Genomic DNA, 17,179 nt, shown 5'->3' with positions numbered 1-17,179 from the left:
AAAGCCCCAGCCACGAAGGCTGGGGCCGGGTATTGAGTCAGATCGGACCACGGTTACGTCAATTCGCCGTTGCCATCCACTGCTCCCCTAACTCGCCATGTTAGCGCCTGGCATCGTCCTCGTCAACGGCGCTTGGTGTCACCGTCACGGGCGGCGGGTCAGCGGCGCGCCCGCCCGACCCCACCGGGACTCCTGGACGACGACCTGGTGGTCCCGCCAGCTGATCAGCCGGGACTGACTCAGGATGCGCAGGATCCGGTGGCGGTCTCGGCTGTCGAACCCGAAGACCGGATCGGCCTTGTCGCGGTCGCGGTCCTCCATGAACCGCAGCACCTCCAGCTCCGGGACCGGGTCGGTGGCGGAGATGAACGACCGGTACATCTCGTGGTAGGCGTGCTCGAACGGCCGGCAGAGAGCGGAGACCGGCGCGATGGCATGGCGCTTGCCGTCCACCGCCACCACGTCGATCACGCCGGCGGCCCGCGCGTAGGTGAGCGCGCCGCCGATCCGGCCGGCCGCCCGCTGGTCCTTGCCCTGGCCGACACCGCCCCGGTTGAGCAGCGACTCGACCTGGTTGTACGGGATGCTGCGGACCTCCCGCCGGTAGCACTCGGCCGAGACCGCGCTGTACACCCGCCACAGCGGTTCCAGATAGCCGAGCGTCAGATCGGGCGGGACGATGGTGTACCTGTTGTCCGCGCCCAGACGGATCGCCTCGACGGTCAGCAGCGCGTCCAGCGCGCGGTCCAGCAGCGTGCCGTCGTCGGTCCGGAAGGGGCCGGTGCGCAGGCTCGCGATGGTCAGCCCCTGCGGTCGGGCGAGCAGGCTACGCACGACGTGGTCGACGGCGCGTACGTCCGCCATGCGGCCCAGGCCGAAGTCCAGATAGGTACGCCAGGATCCCTTCGCGACCCAGTCGTTGCCGGCCTTGACCGCGGCGTCCTGCCGGAACACCTTCTCGGCCAGCGAGTCCACCAGCGAGCGGTACTGGGCGTCGTCCTCGTTGGGCAGGATCCCCCAGCGGGCCAGCGTGGCCGTGCGGTTGCCCTTCTCCGGCCCGCCGAGGATGGTGCCCCGCCGCTGGAGCTCCAGGAGGCCGAGCAGAGAACGGCTGCCGGTCTCCTGCCTGCGATCGAGCAGGCGGGTGATGTCGTCGATGTCGACCGAGTTCAGCCCGGGCGTGGCGAACGTCTGCCGCAGCTCGGTCGCGAGCCGGTTCGGGTCACCGTAGATGACCAGGACCTCGCTGCTGTCGTCGCGCAGGCGCTGGATCAGCGGGATGAAGTCCTGGTCGCCGGTGACCAGGATGAAGCGGCGACACCCCTGGTGCAGGTAGTCCATCGCGAGCACCGTCAGCTTGATGTCGGCCTGTTCCTTGGTGCTCCGCACCTCGTCGGCGACGATGAACCGCTCCCGCATCGCCGTGGCGATGGACGGGTCGAACCGGGCCGCGGCCATGTGGACCTGCAACTGACCGCCGCACTCCCGGTTCGCGTACGCCCACAGGTCGTCGACAATCTGACGGGTCACCGACTTGCCCCGACCGATGATGGCGCCGGCCAGGTTCTCCCAGTCGACCAGCAGAACGCCCACCTCATTGACCGCCACGGACCGCCTCCTCGACGCGTCGTTGCTCCGGTATGTCGCCGCCCACCGGCTCCCAGGTCTCCCGCAGACCGTTGATCGTGCTCTCGGCGTCGCCCAGGCTGCGACTCATCTCGTCGATGAGCAGCCGGAGCAGGGTGACGGGGTACTGGTAACGCTCGGGGTGTGCTTCTTGGCCAACCGCTCCACCGCCGCGACCCGGGCCCGCATGTCGGGTCGCAGCGGCGCGATGACCACGCTCACCGCCCGCGACAGCGCCTCCTCGATGTGGTGCCGCTCCACGAAGTCGGCGAGCAGATAGCACTGCACCTCGACGGGGCGGGCGTCACTGGCGTTCAGCGCCGGTCGTAGCGAGACGTCCAGGCGGCGCGATGCCCCGACGTATTGGGACAGCGCGGGCAGCGGGCCCCTCGACGGGTCGGCGCGCAGGAGCTTGTCGACCACCTCGACCAGTGGGAACACCGAGTCGGCGACGCCGTCGTGGAACTGGCCCGGTTCGATGAGCGTGGAGAGCTCGTGGAGGTCCTCGGAGGTGAGGAAGGGCAGCACGTAGGCCCACGAGCGAGGAAAGCGCGGCAGGATCTGCCGGCCGGTCAGCTCGAAGCGCACGTCGGAGTAGCCGTGCAGGATGCCGAACAGCATGGCGGAGCAGAGCCGGCGCAGCGACCAGGCGGACCCGTCGCGGTGCGCGTCGGCCAGCCGGGACGAGTAGAGCTCCAGGGGCAGATCGAGGAAGCGCTGCAACCCGCTCAGCGACTTGTTCAACGCATGGTGTTCGGAGAACCCCTGGGTGGTCCTGAGGCGGCTGTAGCCCTTGCTGAAGATGTCCCGGGCGTGGTGCATCAACGCGCTCTTCGTGATGTCCGGCACCTGGCTCCGGTCGTCCTCGACCACCTCCATGAGGAAGGCCTCGAAGTACTCGGACAACACGTCGCGGTAGAACGTCGCCCACTGGAAGATGTGCGACCTGCTGAGGTTGTCGAGCTCCTCGGTGAAGCGGTAGTTCATGTACGCCGGGTCAGGGTCGCGGACCGGCCCATTCGACCGCACGGTCGTGCCTCCCCGCGGCCGCGATCTGATCAGCTGCACAGGCGACGGGGACGGAGTCGCCGGCCGCGCTCCGTTGACCGCCGCCAGGTGGACCGGGGCCGGGGTGTCGACCAGGACCGTGGTGTCGTCGTCGGTCAACGGGTCGCGGGTCGGCGTGGTGCCCGACGCCACCGGCTCCGGGGGCGAGACGCGCGACAGCGCCTGGTCGAGAAGCTCGACGAGCTGGCGCCGGCGCTTGGGCAGGAAGCGGTCGACGACGTCGTACAGCTCGGACGAGTGCTCGCGCAGCGCGTCGTCGCCGAGTTCCGCAACGAGCGCACGGACGGCGTCCTCGGCCTCGCCCGGCTTGACCTGGTGCAGCAGGCCCCGGATCTCGGCCAGTCGCGCGGCGATGTCGCCGCCGACCGGCCCGCCGAGCCCTCGCGGCGGGCCCGACCTCGCCGGTACGGCCTGGGACGGCGCGATCGGGGCGGCCTGCGGTGGCGCGGCCGGTGGTGGCGACGGCACGGGGCGGGCCGGTGCGACGGCCCCCACCCGGGCGGCGGCGGCCCGGTCCGACGGCGGCACGGGCCTCGGCGTCACCAACCGGCTCAGCGGCGCCGGCGGAAGCGCGGAGCCGACCGGCACGTGCGCCGGCGGGGCGGGCGGCTGGCTCACCGGGCCGGCCCGGCGGGCCGCGAGCGCGGCGACGAGCCCCTTTCGCCGCTTCGGCAGGAAACTCGCGAGAGCCGCTTGGATGTCCGCATCAAGATCCGTCAGATCCGCCTCGGACAATTGCCCGATGAGCCGCTCGAACCGCTGCGCCGCCTCGGCGGGCCGAACCGCGCGATTCAGCTGAATGATCTCGTCAAGATCTGAATGTCGGTCCCCCACACCGTCATGCTACGTAAGGAATGCCCATGTTTGGATTCGCTGGTACGGCAGAGGAAATCCGCCGGATGGACGAGGTGTGTGCCTGCCCAGCAATCGACGCATATCGCCTGCTCTTCGCATCGGGAAGCGCCCGGTGCAGATCAGGTGAGTCGCAATGTCGACATATTCTCGTGCGAGCCGCGATCGTCGCTCCAGCGCACCACACATCGCACCTGCTGCGCGCTGCCCATCTGCGCGACGAGCGCGAATCGCACCTCTCCACCGGGTGCTATCGCATCGATCGACGGATCACCGGGCTGCGCGAGAGCGACGCTCCAGAGGTCGCCGCGATCCGTCGGATCCTTCTCGAGCACGAAGGTCACACCTCGCGCCGGGCGGCTGCCGGTGTTGTGCAGCACCAGGTAGCGGTTCCGCAGGCTGCTGGCCCAGCGGTGCGAGTCGACCCGCACCCGGTCCTCGGACTGCACCCGGGGCCAGACCTCCGCGCCCGGCACCGTCGACGGCGCGCTCAGCGTGGCGGCCCGCGTGCCGTGCGCCGAGACGGCGGCGACCAGGATCTTCTCGACGTGGTCGCTCAGCTGGGCGTCGTCGGCGTACCCGAGGACCAGCGCCGTCGGGCGCAGCCCGTCGAGGTAGGTCTGCAGGGCCGCCATCTGCGCGATGTCGAGACCGCCGGGATCGACCGGCCGGCGGGACCGCAGCACCCCCACGTACTTGCCGGCGGCGCCGAGCCGCTCGATCTCCTCGGCCGTACCGGACGCCGCCACGGCCGTCGGCGTACCCAGCCGGGAGCCGAACATCGCGATACACACATCGCAGCGGTCGACGATCTGGTCGTTCAACTCGGCCTGCGGCGGACGGCCGAACGCGGCGGCGGCGTGCACACTCCACATGATCGGGACCACCGCCGCCCCGAAGTTCTCGCCATAGATCCCGTTCCACTTGGTGATCGCCTGCTGGACGATGCGGATGTCCGCCGCGGGGATGTCACCGGGGCACGAGATCAACAGCCGGATCGCCAGAGCGCTGTACGGCACCGGGACCTCCACGACATCGGGTAGGGCTCCGAACTGGTCGCTGCCAACGTAAGCGACCCCGGGGCTGCCCGGTAGCCACCGATCTCGTCACCGCAGGGCGCCGGACCCGCGCGGTGCCCGGACCGCGCGGGCAGGGGCGCCCCCGTTCTAGCTCTCGGCGTAGACGAGGTCCATCGTGTCGGTACGCCCGGACCAGCGGAGTTCGAGGTGCCAGCAGCCGGCCTGCGGCAGGTCGGTGATCGACGGGCCGGGGCCGCCCCGGACCTCCCGGCTCACCCGCGTGTCGGTCCCGTCCAGCGTCGCCGTGATGCTGAGATCGGGCGACGATGTCGGGTCGGGCGAGGCAGTCGCGGGACGGGAGACCCACAGGATCTTGTTGTTGGAGCCGTCCGTCCTGTCCACCCGCAGCGGGTTGCCGAAGAGCACCGCGACGATCTCGCCCTTCGCGCCGAGGACGTGCGCGACCCGGGCATCCCCACTGAACCCCCGGTCCGCCCAGTCGGGCAGCGGCCCCGTCTCGATCCGTGACCCGCAGCCGCCGGCGGCGCCCGCAGCCGGGTTCGCGGCGGCCGCGGTGACCGTGGTGGCCGGAGCGCTGCCCGGCGTCTCCGACCGACCGGTGGCCGTGCAGCCGGCCAGCAGGACCACCGAACCCAGCACCACTCTGCCCCATGCCCTCATCTCGCACCCTCCGGTAAGCGTCGAGCCACTCGATGGCCCGACTCGTGCCTGCCGATGTGAGGACACCGGCCCGGCCCTCCGGGTTCCTTCCGCCCTACCCCAGCGACTCGGCGATCTCGATCGCCTCGGCCTTGGCGAGGTCGCCCTCGAGGCGGTAACTCACGCCGGCCTCCTGCCAGATCAGGGTCGAGGCAGCGAGCCGCGCGGTCTCCACCCGGACCTCGCCCGCGCGATCCACGTAGGTCAACGCGTGCGGTCCGGCGACCCATGCGGCGAAGTCACCGTGGACGGTGACCAACTCGGCCGCGCTGGAGCGCTTCACGAAGACCGGGTCGAGGTGACCGTCGAAGGCGTCGACGCGCAGCGCGCCGCCCCGGTAGAGCAGCGTCGCCACCCGGTATCGACCCGTGCCGTCGGGGTCGGCGACCAGCACCTGCTCAGGTGGACCCAGCCGGGCCGGTACGCGGATCGGGAAGCGCACCGCCCGTTGCGCCTCGTCCAGTCCGGCGGGCCGCTGCGACGGCAACGGCGACACGGTACGGCTCGGGGGCGGCGGCCCCGGTGACGTCACGATGGTGACGCCGGCGAAGCGCAGCAGACCCGCCACGGCGTCGGCGACGGCGGCCCGCCCCGGCGGCAACAGCGCGACGAGCAGGGCGACAAGGCCGGCCGCAAGGTAGTAGCGCCACCGCCGTCGGCGCGGCGCGGACGCGGCGAGCTGTGCGCGTACCCGGGCGGTCACGTCGGGCGCCTCGGGGGTCTCCAGCCACGCCCGTAGGTCGCGCAGCTCCCGCTCGAGGTCATCCACGGTGGACCTCCTGGAGGTCGAGCAGGCCACGAAGCTTCGCCAACGCCCGAGACGTGCGCGACTTCACCGTGCCCCGAGGCCAGCCCAGCATCGTCACCGTCTCGTCCTCACTGAGGTCGAGGAAGAACCGGCACACGATCACCTCACGGTCCTTTTCCGGCAGCCGGCGCAGCGCCTGCACCAGCAGGGCGCGGCGCTCCGCGGCGAGCACCGCGCCCACCGCGCCGTCGCCGGTCACCTCGGACCCCGGTTCGGCTGCCGCGGCCCGCAGCACCAGCCCGTCGCGTCGGCTGCGCGACCGGTGCAGGTTACGCGTCTCGTTGGCCACGATCGCCAGCAGCCAGGAGCGGAAGGACGACTCGCGCCGGTAGCGGGAGAGCTTGCGGTACCCCTTCACGAAAGCCTCCTGGATGACATCCTCGGCATCCGAGCCCGCGCCGAGGAGCACCGCGGTCCGGTACGCGGACGCGGTGTGCCGGGCGACCAGGAGTTCGTAGGCCTCCAGGTCACCTGCCTGGGCGCGGGTGACGAATTCGTCGTCGTCCAGTGCAACCTCCGGTTGATCCACCCTCATGACACCGCCCGCGGCGGGCGGGTTCCCACCCGGCCGAGGGAACCCTGCCGGGTCTCGCGGTGTCACCCCGACATGATGGCCAACGCACCGATCTCCCGCCGTACCGTCCTGACCGCGCTCGCGGGTGCCGGCGCCGCCGCGGTGGTCGGCTGCGATGCCGTCCGGAGGCCGACCACGGCCCCGGCGACCGGCGTCCCCGACGTGCTGCTCGTCGAGGTGGACGACGGGCTGACCGTGTTACGAGGTCCGGACCGGCAGACTCTCCCGCGCTCGGTGGCCACCGCCGACGGGCGGGCGATCTACGCGACGGAGGCCGCCGGCGCCGACACCGCCTTCTGGCGGATCGACACCGGCTCGGGCCGCGCCTCCGCCCGGGTCACGCTGCCGGGGCGCTGGACACCACAGGCCGTCTCGACCAGCGGCACCACGGTGGCGCTCACCCCGGACCACGTCGGCGTGACCACCGGCCGGCCGGCCGGGCGCGACGTGACCCCGGTACTGGTCGCCGACGCCGGCGGGGTCCGGCACCGGCTCGAGCTGCGCGGCAACTTCGTGCCGGAGGCGTTCACCCAGGACCTCGCCGGGCTGTTCGTCCTCGAATGGCTCCCGGCCGCGGCCCCGGACCGCTACCGGGTCCGCGTCGTGGACCTGGCCACCACCGCGCCGGGCCCGCTCAACACCCGGACCAAGGCGCCGGTGCCACCCGGCGCCGAGGAGGAGATGCGCGGCGACGGACGCCAGGCGGTGCTCGCACCGGACGGCGCCGTCCTCTACACGCTCTACACCCATCAGCCCGGCCACCAGCACACCCGCGATCTGGTCAGCGGCCGGCCGGGCGACGCGCACGCGTTCGTGCACACGCTGAACCTCACCGAGCGGTGGGCGTACTGCATCGATCTGCCCCATCCGTTCGGGGCGGGGTCCGCGAGCGGTCACGCCATGGCGATCAGCCCGGACGGACGTCGGCTCTTCGTCGTCGACGTCACCTCGGGCACGGTCGCCGAGATCGCCACGGATGAACTGGCGGTACGCCGGACCGCCACCCTGGTCACGGGGACCGGTGACGCGTACGCCGCCGCGGACCAGGACCGGCTCTTCGTCGGCTCCGGCCCCGTGCTGCGTACCGTGGATCTCGCTCGCCTCGGCCCGGCAGCCGAGTGGCCGGTCCGCGAGCCGGTCACCGGCCTCGTGCTGAGCCCCGACCTCGGCCGGCTGCATGTCGGCCAGACCGCCGCCGTGAGCTGGCACGATTCCGCCACCGGCAGGGAACTCGGACGCGTCGCCGTGCCCGGCCTGGTGGGCCTGCACGGCCTCGCCGCCGGCGCCTGAGTCGCCGCAACCCCCGGTGGGCGTTGCCGGTGACGACGTTCCGGGCGGAACGCGGTCAGCTGGCCTCCCCCAACCTCGGCGGGCTTGCGGGACCGATTCACCGGCCTCCACCGGTCATCCCCGTCCCGGCCACTGTGGACGTGGGGTTCGTTTCAGGCCGAAGGTCATCGACGGGGATGCCGACCCGGACTTAGCATGGGCACGAATGGATCTTCGGGATCCACCCCCGGCCGGCTCCGGCCGCCAGCCCGACCGAAGGGAGACGCGCGTGCGTCGACCCCCCTATCTGGCACTACTCGGCGTCGGCGTGTCCGGCGCGTTGGTCCTGAGCGCAGCCCCGGCATCGGCGGCCCCACCCGCGGCCACCCCACCGCCAGGCATCGTGGTCAGTGACGGCATGACCCAACCGGTGTTCTCGCTCGCCGACGCGATCGAGGAGCGGGTGTACGTCCAGACCACCGTGGACACCGACCACGACGGCCGCCGCGACCGGGTGGCGATCGACATCTCCCGGCCCCGGGAGACCGCCACCCAGGGCTTCAAGGTGCCGGTCATCTTCGAGCACAGCCCGTACCGCAAGGGCACCTGGGGTGACGTGCCGTACCCGAGCGTGCTGGTGGACGACCTGCCGCAGAACGGCCTGACCCAGCGCTCCGGGCTCCGCGCGCTCGACCTGGGAGTCCAGCGCGCCCAGGCGAAGGCCAACCTGCCCGGCTCGCTGGACGACTACTACGTGCCGCGGGGGTACGCGGTGGTGCTCGGCCAGAGCGTCGGCACCGGCGACTCGGACGGCTGCCCGACCAGCGGCGACCAGGCGGAGACGCTCGGCACCAAGGCGGTCGTCGACTGGCTGAACGGCCGGGCGAAGGGCTACGACGCGGCCGGCGCGCCGGTCACCGCCGGCTGGACCACCGGCGCGGTCGGCATGACCGGCGTCTCGTACAACGGGACGCTGCCCAACCAGGTGGCCACCACCGGGGTCGAGGGGCTCAAGACCATCGTCCCGGTCTCCGCGATCAGCAGCTGGTACGACTACTACCGGGCCAACGGTCTGGTCGTCGCGCCCGGGACGTACCAGGGTGAGGACACCGACATCCTGGCCCAGTACACGGCCGGCCAGGCGCGGGCCGAGGGGCCCTGCGCCGACGAGATCGCCGAGATCACCGAGGAGCAGGACCGGGTCACCGGCGACTACTCGAAGTTCTGGCAGGACCGCGACTACCTCGACGCCCGGGACGTGGAGGCGAGCGTCTTCGTCGTGCACGGCCTCAACGACTGGAACGTGAAGACCGAGCACTTCGCCGGCTGGTGGGACGAGCTGGCGAAGCGGCACGTGCCGCGCAAGATCTGGCTGCACCAGGGCGGGCACGGTGGCCCCGGCAGCAACGCGTCGGTGACCCTGCCCGACGGCCGGACCTGGACCTACAAGCAGACCGAGAACCGCTGGTTCGACTTCTGGTTGTGGAACGTGCGCAACGGGATCATGGACGAGCCGACCGCGGTGCTGCAGCGGGAGGACCGGGCGTACACCACGTACGCCAACTGGCCGGACCCGGGTGCCCGTGAGGTGGCGGTGAAGCTGGCCGCGTCGAGCGCCGGCGAGCCGGGCACGCTCACCTCAGGCAAGCAGCCCAAGGCCAAGGTGGAGCAGACCTTCGTCGACGAGGGTCGGACCATCCACCCGGACGTCCTGGTGGCGAACCCGGACGCGGCAAGCGCGAACCGGCTCGCCTACCGCTCCCCGGCGCTGGCCCGGGACGTCCGCGTCTCCGGCCGTCCGGAGATGCGGCTGCGGATGGCGATCGACAACAAGCCCGACGCGAACCTCACCGCATACCTGGTCGACTACGGTCCGGCCGGTTCGACCGCCGCGCCCACCGTGGTGACCCGGGGTTGGATGGACCCGCAGAACCGTAAGAGCGCGTCGCGCAGCGAGTCGGTGAAGCAGGGCAAGCTGTACGACTACCGGTGGACCCTGGAGCCGAAGGACTACATCTTCCAGGCGGGTCACCGGATCGGCGTGGTGGTGTTCTCCAGCGACCAGGAGTACACCCTGCTGCCGCTCGGCGGCACCGAGCTGCGGGTCGCGCCGAACGACAGCGAGCTGCGCCTGCCGGTGGTGGGCGGACGGGCCGTTCTCGGGTTCTGACCGGTCGGGTTCGGCCGGCGGCGTAGCCGACCCGCGGGTTGGTGGAGGCGCTGTTCAAAGGTGGGGCGGTCCGACACGTCGGGCTGCCCCACCTGCTCGTCGGGGCCGCGCCCGAGCAGGGCGGGAACGAAGGGCGCTCGCTTCTGGCTCGGACAGGAGTGGCCTCCTGGGGGCCGGTGGGGCAAATGCCCGTTTCGTAACGTTTTGCGTACTCCGTCGTTCAGTCGATGACGGGCGCTCCATGCCGGCTGCGCCCAGTTCGCGACGTGAACGGGGGAAGCGGTGGGTTCTGTCCTGCGAAGATTCACGACGGCGTCGGTGGCGACGCTGGTCGGTGCGGTAACCAGCGTCGGGTTGGGGGTTCCCGCCCAGGCGCAGCCCGGAAGCGCCAGCGCGAGGGGCGTCGTCGTCGATCTGTCGGCGGAGGTCCTCGGAGTGGCGGTGGTCAGCGCCGACGCGGTCATCGGCACGGCGACCGCGCCGCCGGGCGGTGGCACGGACACCTCGACCCTGCTCGCGATCTCGGTGCCGGGTGCGGTCGGGGTGAGCGCGAGCGGAACGGTCGCCGAGGTGACCGCGACACGAGCAGCGGCGGTGTCGTCCGCCCTGTCCAGCGTGAACGGCCTCAACCTCGATGTGCTCGGTATCGACGTGTTGGACGCCGCCGAGGCGACCGCGACCGTCTCGTGTCCGCTGGTCGGCGCGCAGGTCGCGGACACCACGCTGGTCGATCTGGAGCTGTTCGGTTCGGCGGTGACGCTGGTGGCGAACGGCCCCAGCGTGGACGCGAGCGCGGCGGTGACGGTGGCGGGCGTGGCCGATGCCGCCCTCAACGCCTCGCTGACCCGTACCGAGGTCACCACCGCGGCGGGTGCGACGGCCGCCGCCGTGCGAGCCACCCTCACCCTGACCGGCACCGTCCTCGGCGCGCCGGTGACCATCCCGGTCGGCACCGTGATCGTGGCCGAGGCCACCTGTGAGCGTCCGCTCGCGCCCCAACCGCCGGTGGCGGCGGCGATCACGCCGGACGAGGGTCCGCAGTCGGGTGGGCAGACGGTGACGATCACCGGCAGCGGCTTCGTGCCCGGTGACACCACCGTCACCTTCGACGGAGCCCCGGCGACCAACGTCGTCGTCGCCCCCGACGGAACCTCACTGACCGCGGTGACACCGCCCGGCGCGGTCGGACCCGCCTCGGTCGTGGTCAGCACCGGCGGCGGCTCCGCCGCCCCGCTGACCTACACCTACCTGCCCGACGGCAGCACCGCGGTCATCACCGACCTGACACCCACCACCGGACCGACCGCCGGCGGCACCACCGTCACCCTCACCGGCACCGGCTTCACCGGAGCCACCGGAATCACCTTCGACGGCGTACCCGGCACCGGCTTCACCGTCAACCCGGCCGGCACCACCGCAACCGTGGTGACCCCGCCGAACGCCGCCGGACCCGCCGTGGTCGAACTGGTCTTCCCCGCCGGGGAAGCCACCGCACCCACCTTCACCTACGTCGCACCCACGATCACCTCGATCGTGCCCGACGAAGGACCCACCACCGGCGGCACCACCGTCACCATCACCGGCACCGGCCTCACCGGAGCCACCGGCGTGAACTTCGGCGGCACCCCCGGCACCAACCTGGTGGTCGACCCCAGCGGCACCTCACTCACCGTCGTCACCCCACCCGGCACACCCGGAACCGTCGACGTCACCGTCCTCATCCCCGGCGCCAACGCCACCGCACCCGACGGCTTCACCTACGTGGCCGCACCGCCGACGGCGGCGGCGATCACGCCGGACGAGGGTCCGCAGTCGGGTGGGCAGACGGTGACGATCACCGGCAGCGGCTTCGTGCCCGGTGACACCACCGTCACCTTCGACGGAGCCCCGGCGACCAACGTCGTCGTCGCCCCCGACGGAACCTCACTGACCGCGGTGACACCGCCCGGCGCGGTCGGACCCGCCTCGGTCGTGGTCAGCACCGGCGGCGGCTCCGCCGCCCCGCTGACCTACACCTACCTGCCCGACGGCAGCACCGCGGTCATCACCGACCTGACACCCACCACCGGACCGACCGCCGGCGGCACCACCGTCACCCTCACCGGCACCGGCTTCACCGGAGCCACCGGAATCACCTTCGACGGCGTACCCGGCACCGGCTTCACCGTCAACCCGGCCGGCACCACCGCAACCGTGGTGACCCCGCCGAACGCCGCCGGACCCGCCGTGGTCGAACTGGTCTTCCCCGCCGGGGAAGCCACCGCACCCACCTTCACCTACGTCGCACCCACGATCACCTCGATCGTGCCCGACGAAGGACCCACCACCGGCGGCACCACCGTCACCATCACCGGCACCGGCCTCACCGGAGCCACCGGCGTGAACTTCGGCGGCACCCCCGGCACCAACCTGGTGGTCGACCCCAGCGGCACCTCACTCACCGTCGTCACCCCACCCGGCACACCCGGAACCGTCGACGTCACCGTCCTCATCCCCGGCGCCAACGCCACCGCACCCGACGGCTTCACCTATGAGGCCGCACCGCCGGTGATCGACACGCTCAACCCGGGTCAAGGGCCCGCCGCCGGCGGCACCACCGTGACCGTCGGGGGCTCCGGATTCGTTCCCGGTCAGACCACCGTCACCATCTGCGGTCGGACCATACCGGCGAGTCAGGTGAGCGTGGCCGCGGACGGGCGCTCGTTGACGTTCCGTACGCCGGCGTGCCGAGCGGGTGACACCACCGTCACGGTGACCACCCCGGGTGGAACGTCGAACTCGCTCACGTTCCGCTACGTCGGTCAGATCCTGCCGGTGACCGGCAACTCCATCGGCACACCGCTCACCTTCGGCGCGATGCTGGTCATCATGGGCGCGTTCCTGGTGCTGCTGAACCGCCGTCGACCGCGTAACACCTCGTCGATCTGACGACAGGAGCCGTCTGGCCAGGGCTGCGCAGCCCTGGCCAGACGGCTCGACCATGTCCAGCCCTGCCGAGGCGGGACGCCCGCCGGCTGCGGGAGGGCATGCCTTCCACAGCCGGCGGCGGACGTACTCCTAGTCGCCGGCCGTGTTGTAGGCCCGCGCCGTCACCCGGGCCTGGCGCGGCAACTGCCGCCCCGCCGGCCACGAGATCTGCACCCGACGCGTCTCGCCCGGCAGCAGCCAGAAGTAGTTGTCCTCGTATCGGGCGGGCAGGACCCGGTCGCCGTGGGCATCGTCGACGCTCAGCCGGACCAGCGCCGCGACCACTCCCCCCTCGTTGCGCACCGTCGTGGTGACGGTGGTCCGACCGCCGGCGGTACGTGCGCCGCTGGTCGTGGTCGCCAGTCGGGTCCGCGGCAGGTCGTTGAGCGCCCGCATCTCCTCGGCCTGTCCGTACCGCCAGTAGGTGTTCTCGGCGAGCAGCCGGTCGCGGCCGTCCCGCAACTCGAGCCGGACCAGGTGCAGCCCCGCACCGTCCGGGGCGGCCAACGCGAAGACCGGCGCGGTGGACGACGGCCGGACGTCCACCCGTTGCTGCTGGGGCGTACCCAGCAACCGGCCGCGCAGGTCGTAGCGGCGCGCGGTGACGGTGGCGCCGGTGACCGCCGCGGCGGTGTGGTTGACCGCCCGGACCTGCCAGGTGCCGGGGTCAGCCTGCACGTGCAGCGGCTCGCAGCCCTTGCGGGCGCCGAAGTAGGCGCCGTTCACGTCGAGGTCGTAGTCGTACGTCTGCCAGACCGTGCTGTGCCACGCCGGGTGCGACATCCACAACAGCAGGCCGGTGGCGTCCTGCCACAGGTTGGCGTTCCACGCCTCGAACATGGCGCGGTGGCTCTCGTAGTTGACGAACTGGGCCCGGATGGCGAACTCCTCCAACGAGCCGGACTCGCCGAGCCGCGCGTCGATCGCGGCCTGGTAGGTGCCGACGCGCTGGTTGCCGATGGTCGACCAGTCGTGGTAGTTCCACACCTCGCCAATCGGCCATTCGGGCGCGTCACCGACGAGGTTGCGCATGCTCTCGACCACCGGGATCACGGGCATGCCGATCTCGGTGTGGAAGCCGAACGCCCCGGTGTCGTACGTGTTCCGGTTGTTGTACGTCGCCGGCTCCACCCAGTGGTACGGGCCGTGGCCGCTGACAATGCCGCCGGCGGAGTTGGGAATGTAAAGAATCTCCGGGTGCTCGGTGGCGGCCGCCTGCTTGAGTCCGGCGTCGACGATCGGCGGCGGGTCACCCTCGTTGGCGCCGCACCACACCACGATGCTCGGGTGGTGGCGGAAGCGCCGGATCGTGTCGGCGGCGATGTCGACGTAGCCGGGCGGGTTGGGCAGGAACTGCCCCGCCTGCCAGAAGTCGTTCCACACCAGGATGCCCTGCTCGTCACAGGCCTGGTAGAGCTCCTCGCGGTTGCTGCTGCCGAGCCAGTTGCGGATCATCGTGAAGTTCATGTCACGGTGCATCTCGACGGTGTCGACGAGCCGGTCGGGCAGCACCCGGCGCAGCAGCTCGTCCCAGCCCCAGTTGCCGCCCCGGGCGAACACCGGCACACCGTTCACGCTGATCTTCAGCTGGGTGACCGCGTTGCTGACCGCCTTGACGTCGGTCCACCGCTGCCCGTCGTCAGAGACCTGGATGACGAAGTCCCGGGCGTACGCCTGCTCCCAGACGATGGTGACCTGGTCGAAGTCGACCGGCTCGCCGAGGTCGACCTGGATCCACTGGTTGTCCTCGTACTTCGAGGACCACCGGGTCCGCGGGTTGCCGTCGACGGCCCGCTCCGGGCCGTTGTCCCCGTCGGAGGACGAGGCGGTGGCGGTGGCGTGCAGGGCCAGGTCGACGTCGGGCGACGCCTGCCGCTGCACGGAGAGCGCCCACATGGAGACACCCCACGAGGTCACCCGGGCACCGGCCTGGATGCGCAGGTGTCGGGCGGTCTGCGCGGGGAAGGTTTCGACCTGGGTCGCCCGGCTGCCGAGCGGCGTCTCGTTGCTGACCGACTTGACGTCGGTCCAGCCATCGCCGTCGTCGGAGACCTGGACGCGGTAGTCCAGCGCGTACGCCTGCTCCCAGACGACGGTTACCCGGTCGAAGTCGACCGCGGCGCCGAGGTCGACCTGGATCCACTGGTTGTCCTCGGACTTCGAGGCCCAGCGGGTTCCGGGGTCGCCGTCGACGACGTTGCCGGCCACGTTGGTGTCGTTCTCCGCCGACGACGCGGTGGCGTCCCGGCGCAGGGCGAGGTCCGGACCGGCCCCGTCGGCCACCGACAGTGACCACATCGAGATGCCCCACCCGGTGGCGCGTTGGCCGGCCTGGATGCGAACGTGCCGCGCGTGCTGCCGGTCGAACGTGACCGTCTGGGTCGCGGCGCCGCCGACGAACTCCAGCGGCGGCGCGGCGGGCGGCGAGATCACCACCGGCTGGTGCCAGTCGTAGTCGAACTCGCGGATGCCGAAGCGGAGTTGTCGCCGGTCGCTGACCTCACGGCGGACGGTGGTGGTGAGCTTCAGGTCGTACAGGTTGGGCTCGCCGTAACCGTTGGGCCACCACAGCCGAGGGTCAGCCAGTCGCAGCGCGCGGAAACGCTCGGGCGTGAAGGTCACCGTGGTGTGCCCGCCGGCGGGCACCGTCACCGTCGACTCGACCCTGACCTTGTCGAACTCCGCTCGGACGGTGACCGTGGTCGCGGTGTCCGCCGTGTTGCGCACCGGTACGGCGATGGTGATCTCGGCGGTGTCGGTGTCCGGCAGCTTCGGCAGCGCGGTCGTGACATGCGGGTCGCCGATCACCACCGCGCCGGTGCTGCGCAACCGGACGTGGTCCCAGATGCCGCTGACCCGGTCGCGTACGGCCGGCATCCAGTCCCATCCCGACACCGCCAGGTAGGTCGGGGCGTCGAGGTAGTGGTGGGCCGACTGGAGGAAGGTGCGCCCGTCGGGGCCCTTGTCGCCGGGGGTGCCCGGGTGCGGCATCGGGGTGACCCGGACGGCGAGGACGTGCTCGCCGCGACGACCGGCCACGGCGTCGGTGATGTCGAAGGCCGCCCGGGCGAACGGGTGCGCGACGCTGCCCACCTGCACACCGTTGACCCAGGCGGTGGCCTCGTGGTTGATCCCGTCGAACTCCAGCCAGATCCGCCGGCCGGGTGACGTGTCGAGCCCGCGGGGCAACCGCAGCGCCCGCCGGTACCACCAGGCGTGCCGGGACAGCGCCTCCGGGATGCGCAGGTTGTTGAAGCCGGAGACCGGGTCGGGCAGGTGCCCCTGCTCGACGAGCGTCCCCAGCACCGTGCCGGGTACGGTCGCCGGCAGCCAGGACCGGACGTCGACCCCGCCGGTGGAGAGCGTGGCGCCGTCGGCGCCGCCGGCGAAGTCGTCGATGGTCAACGACCAGCCGGATTCCAGTGGCACCGTGCCGTCGGCGGCCACGGTGAGCTCGGGCGCCGGCCTGGTGTTGCCGCCCTCCCAGCTGGTCCAGCCCCGGGCCGACGGCCGCTGCTGGAGGGCGGTGCCGTAGACCTGGAAGCCGTTGAGGCCGACCGGGTTGCTGTTCGAACGCTCGGTGGCGGTCATCCGGATCCACCGCGCGGTGACCGGCTCCGGCAGCTTGATGGCCTGGACGCCGCCCTGCCCGTCGGCGGTCTCGTACACCGGTCGCCAGGCCCGGCCGTCGGCGGAGACCTCGATCCGGTACGCGGTCGCCGCGCTGGAGAGGATCTCGTCGCCGTCGGTGTCGGTGTAGTTGCCGTCGAACGGCCCGTCGGCGAGGGTGGCCTCGAAGACCAGGGTGACGGCCTCGACGCGACACGGGGCCTGCAGGTCCACCGAAATCCACTGCGGATCGCCGGTCGCGGCCCGCCAACCGCTGCCGCGCACCCCGACCTGGGGCAGCCCGTCCACGGCGAAGGACGCGGGTGTCGGGGCGTAGTCGGTCGAGGAGACCGCCACCGGTCGGTACCGGGCGAGATCGGTGGCTGGTGGCGCCGCGGGCGCGGCCGACGCGGCGGCTGCGTCCGGCAGGACGGCGGTCACGCCGAACGACGCGAGCAGGGTGGCTCCGGCCGACATGAACGTTCGCCGCGACACGG

Annotated in this window: 12 protein-coding genes; 4 read left to right on the top strand and 8 right to left on the bottom strand. The window is 71.8% G+C overall.

Annotated elements, in window-relative coordinates:
- Positions 1-144: 144 nt before the first annotated feature.
- From ACIP9D_RS22230 to ACIP9D_RS22220, 3 genes are read right to left on the bottom strand one after another with little or no spacing between them, the layout of a single operon-like run.
- Entirely contained in the window at positions 145-1,608 is a 1,464-nt protein-coding gene (locus ACIP9D_RS22230; protein WP_350875049.1) for an NYN domain-containing protein, read from the bottom strand.
- The gene (locus tag ACIP9D_RS22225) at positions 1,595-1,717 is read right to left on the bottom strand and encodes a hypothetical protein (protein WP_350875051.1); all 123 of its coding nucleotides are present in this window, start codon (positions 1,715-1,717) and stop codon (positions 1,595-1,597) included. Before ACIP9D_RS22225 ends, ACIP9D_RS22230 begins: the two co-directional genes overlap by 14 nt.
- On the bottom strand, positions 1,714-3,312 hold the full coding sequence (locus ACIP9D_RS22220; protein ID WP_350875052.1) for a hypothetical protein: 1,599 nt from the start codon (positions 3,310-3,312) through the stop codon (positions 1,714-1,716). The genes ACIP9D_RS22225 and ACIP9D_RS22220 overlap by 4 nt, the downstream gene beginning before the upstream one ends.
- A 75-nt stretch (positions 3,313-3,387) precedes the next feature.
- Here ACIP9D_RS22220 and ACIP9D_RS22215 point away from each other — a divergent pair, with 75 nt between their 5' ends.
- Complete coding sequence (locus tag ACIP9D_RS22215) at positions 3,388-3,513, top strand: hypothetical protein (protein WP_350875054.1); 126 nt, start codon at positions 3,388-3,390, stop codon at positions 3,511-3,513.
- Positions 3,514-3,668: 155 nt separating this feature from the next.
- Here ACIP9D_RS22215 and ACIP9D_RS22210 read toward each other — a convergent pair whose 3' ends face one another.
- From ACIP9D_RS22210 to ACIP9D_RS22195, 4 genes are all read right to left on the bottom strand, one after another.
- Positions 3,669-4,565, bottom strand: coding sequence for a hypothetical protein (locus tag ACIP9D_RS22210; protein ID WP_350875056.1), 897 nt, complete (start codon positions 4,563-4,565; stop codon positions 3,669-3,671).
- 147 nt (positions 4,566-4,712) lie between these two features.
- Positions 4,713-5,246: a hypothetical protein gene (locus ACIP9D_RS22205; RefSeq protein WP_350875058.1), complete on the bottom strand. Its 534-nt coding sequence runs from the start codon at positions 5,244-5,246 to the stop codon at positions 4,713-4,715.
- Between the two features lie 94 nt (positions 5,247-5,340).
- Positions 5,341-6,054 carry a hypothetical protein gene (locus ACIP9D_RS22200; protein WP_350875060.1) on the bottom strand — a complete coding sequence of 238 codons (714 nt, stop codon included), beginning with the start codon at positions 6,052-6,054 and terminating at the stop codon, positions 5,341-5,343.
- Positions 6,047-6,628 (bottom strand): RNA polymerase sigma factor, encoded by a 582-nt coding sequence (locus ACIP9D_RS22195; protein ID WP_350875061.1) that lies wholly within the window; start codon positions 6,626-6,628, stop codon positions 6,047-6,049. The genes ACIP9D_RS22200 and ACIP9D_RS22195 overlap by 8 nt, the downstream gene beginning before the upstream one ends.
- A 75-nt stretch (positions 6,629-6,703) precedes the next feature.
- On the opposite strand from ACIP9D_RS22195, the gene ACIP9D_RS22190 reads away from it, so the two are divergent.
- From ACIP9D_RS22190 to ACIP9D_RS22180, 3 genes are all read left to right on the top strand, one after another.
- On the top strand, positions 6,704-7,957 hold the full coding sequence (locus ACIP9D_RS22190; RefSeq protein WP_350875063.1) for a hypothetical protein: 1,254 nt from the start codon (positions 6,704-6,706) through the stop codon (positions 7,955-7,957).
- A 268-nt stretch (positions 7,958-8,225) separates the two neighbouring features.
- On the top strand, positions 8,226-10,106 hold the full coding sequence (locus tag ACIP9D_RS22185) for a Xaa-Pro dipeptidyl-peptidase (protein WP_400450681.1): 1,881 nt from the start codon (positions 8,226-8,228) through the stop codon (positions 10,104-10,106).
- Between the two features lie 318 nt (positions 10,107-10,424).
- Positions 10,425-13,034 carry an IPT/TIG domain-containing protein gene (locus ACIP9D_RS22180; protein WP_350875065.1) on the top strand — a complete coding sequence of 870 codons (2,610 nt, stop codon included), beginning with the start codon at positions 10,425-10,427 and terminating at the stop codon, positions 13,032-13,034.
- Positions 13,035-13,163: 129 nt separating this feature from the next.
- Here ACIP9D_RS22180 and ACIP9D_RS22175 read toward each other — a convergent pair whose 3' ends face one another.
- On the bottom strand, positions 13,164-17,159 hold the full coding sequence (locus tag ACIP9D_RS22175) for a discoidin domain-containing protein (RefSeq protein WP_350877420.1): 3,996 nt from the start codon (positions 17,157-17,159) through the stop codon (positions 13,164-13,166).
- Between the last annotated feature and the right edge of the window lie 20 nt (positions 17,160-17,179).

Origin of the sequence: Micromonospora sp. NPDC093243 (assembly GCF_044753725.1) — a bacterium.
In the GTDB taxonomy this organism is placed as follows: Bacteria; Actinomycetota; Actinomycetes; order Mycobacteriales; family Micromonosporaceae; genus Micromonospora.
This window is presented reverse-complemented; position numbering and strand designations above follow the sequence as displayed.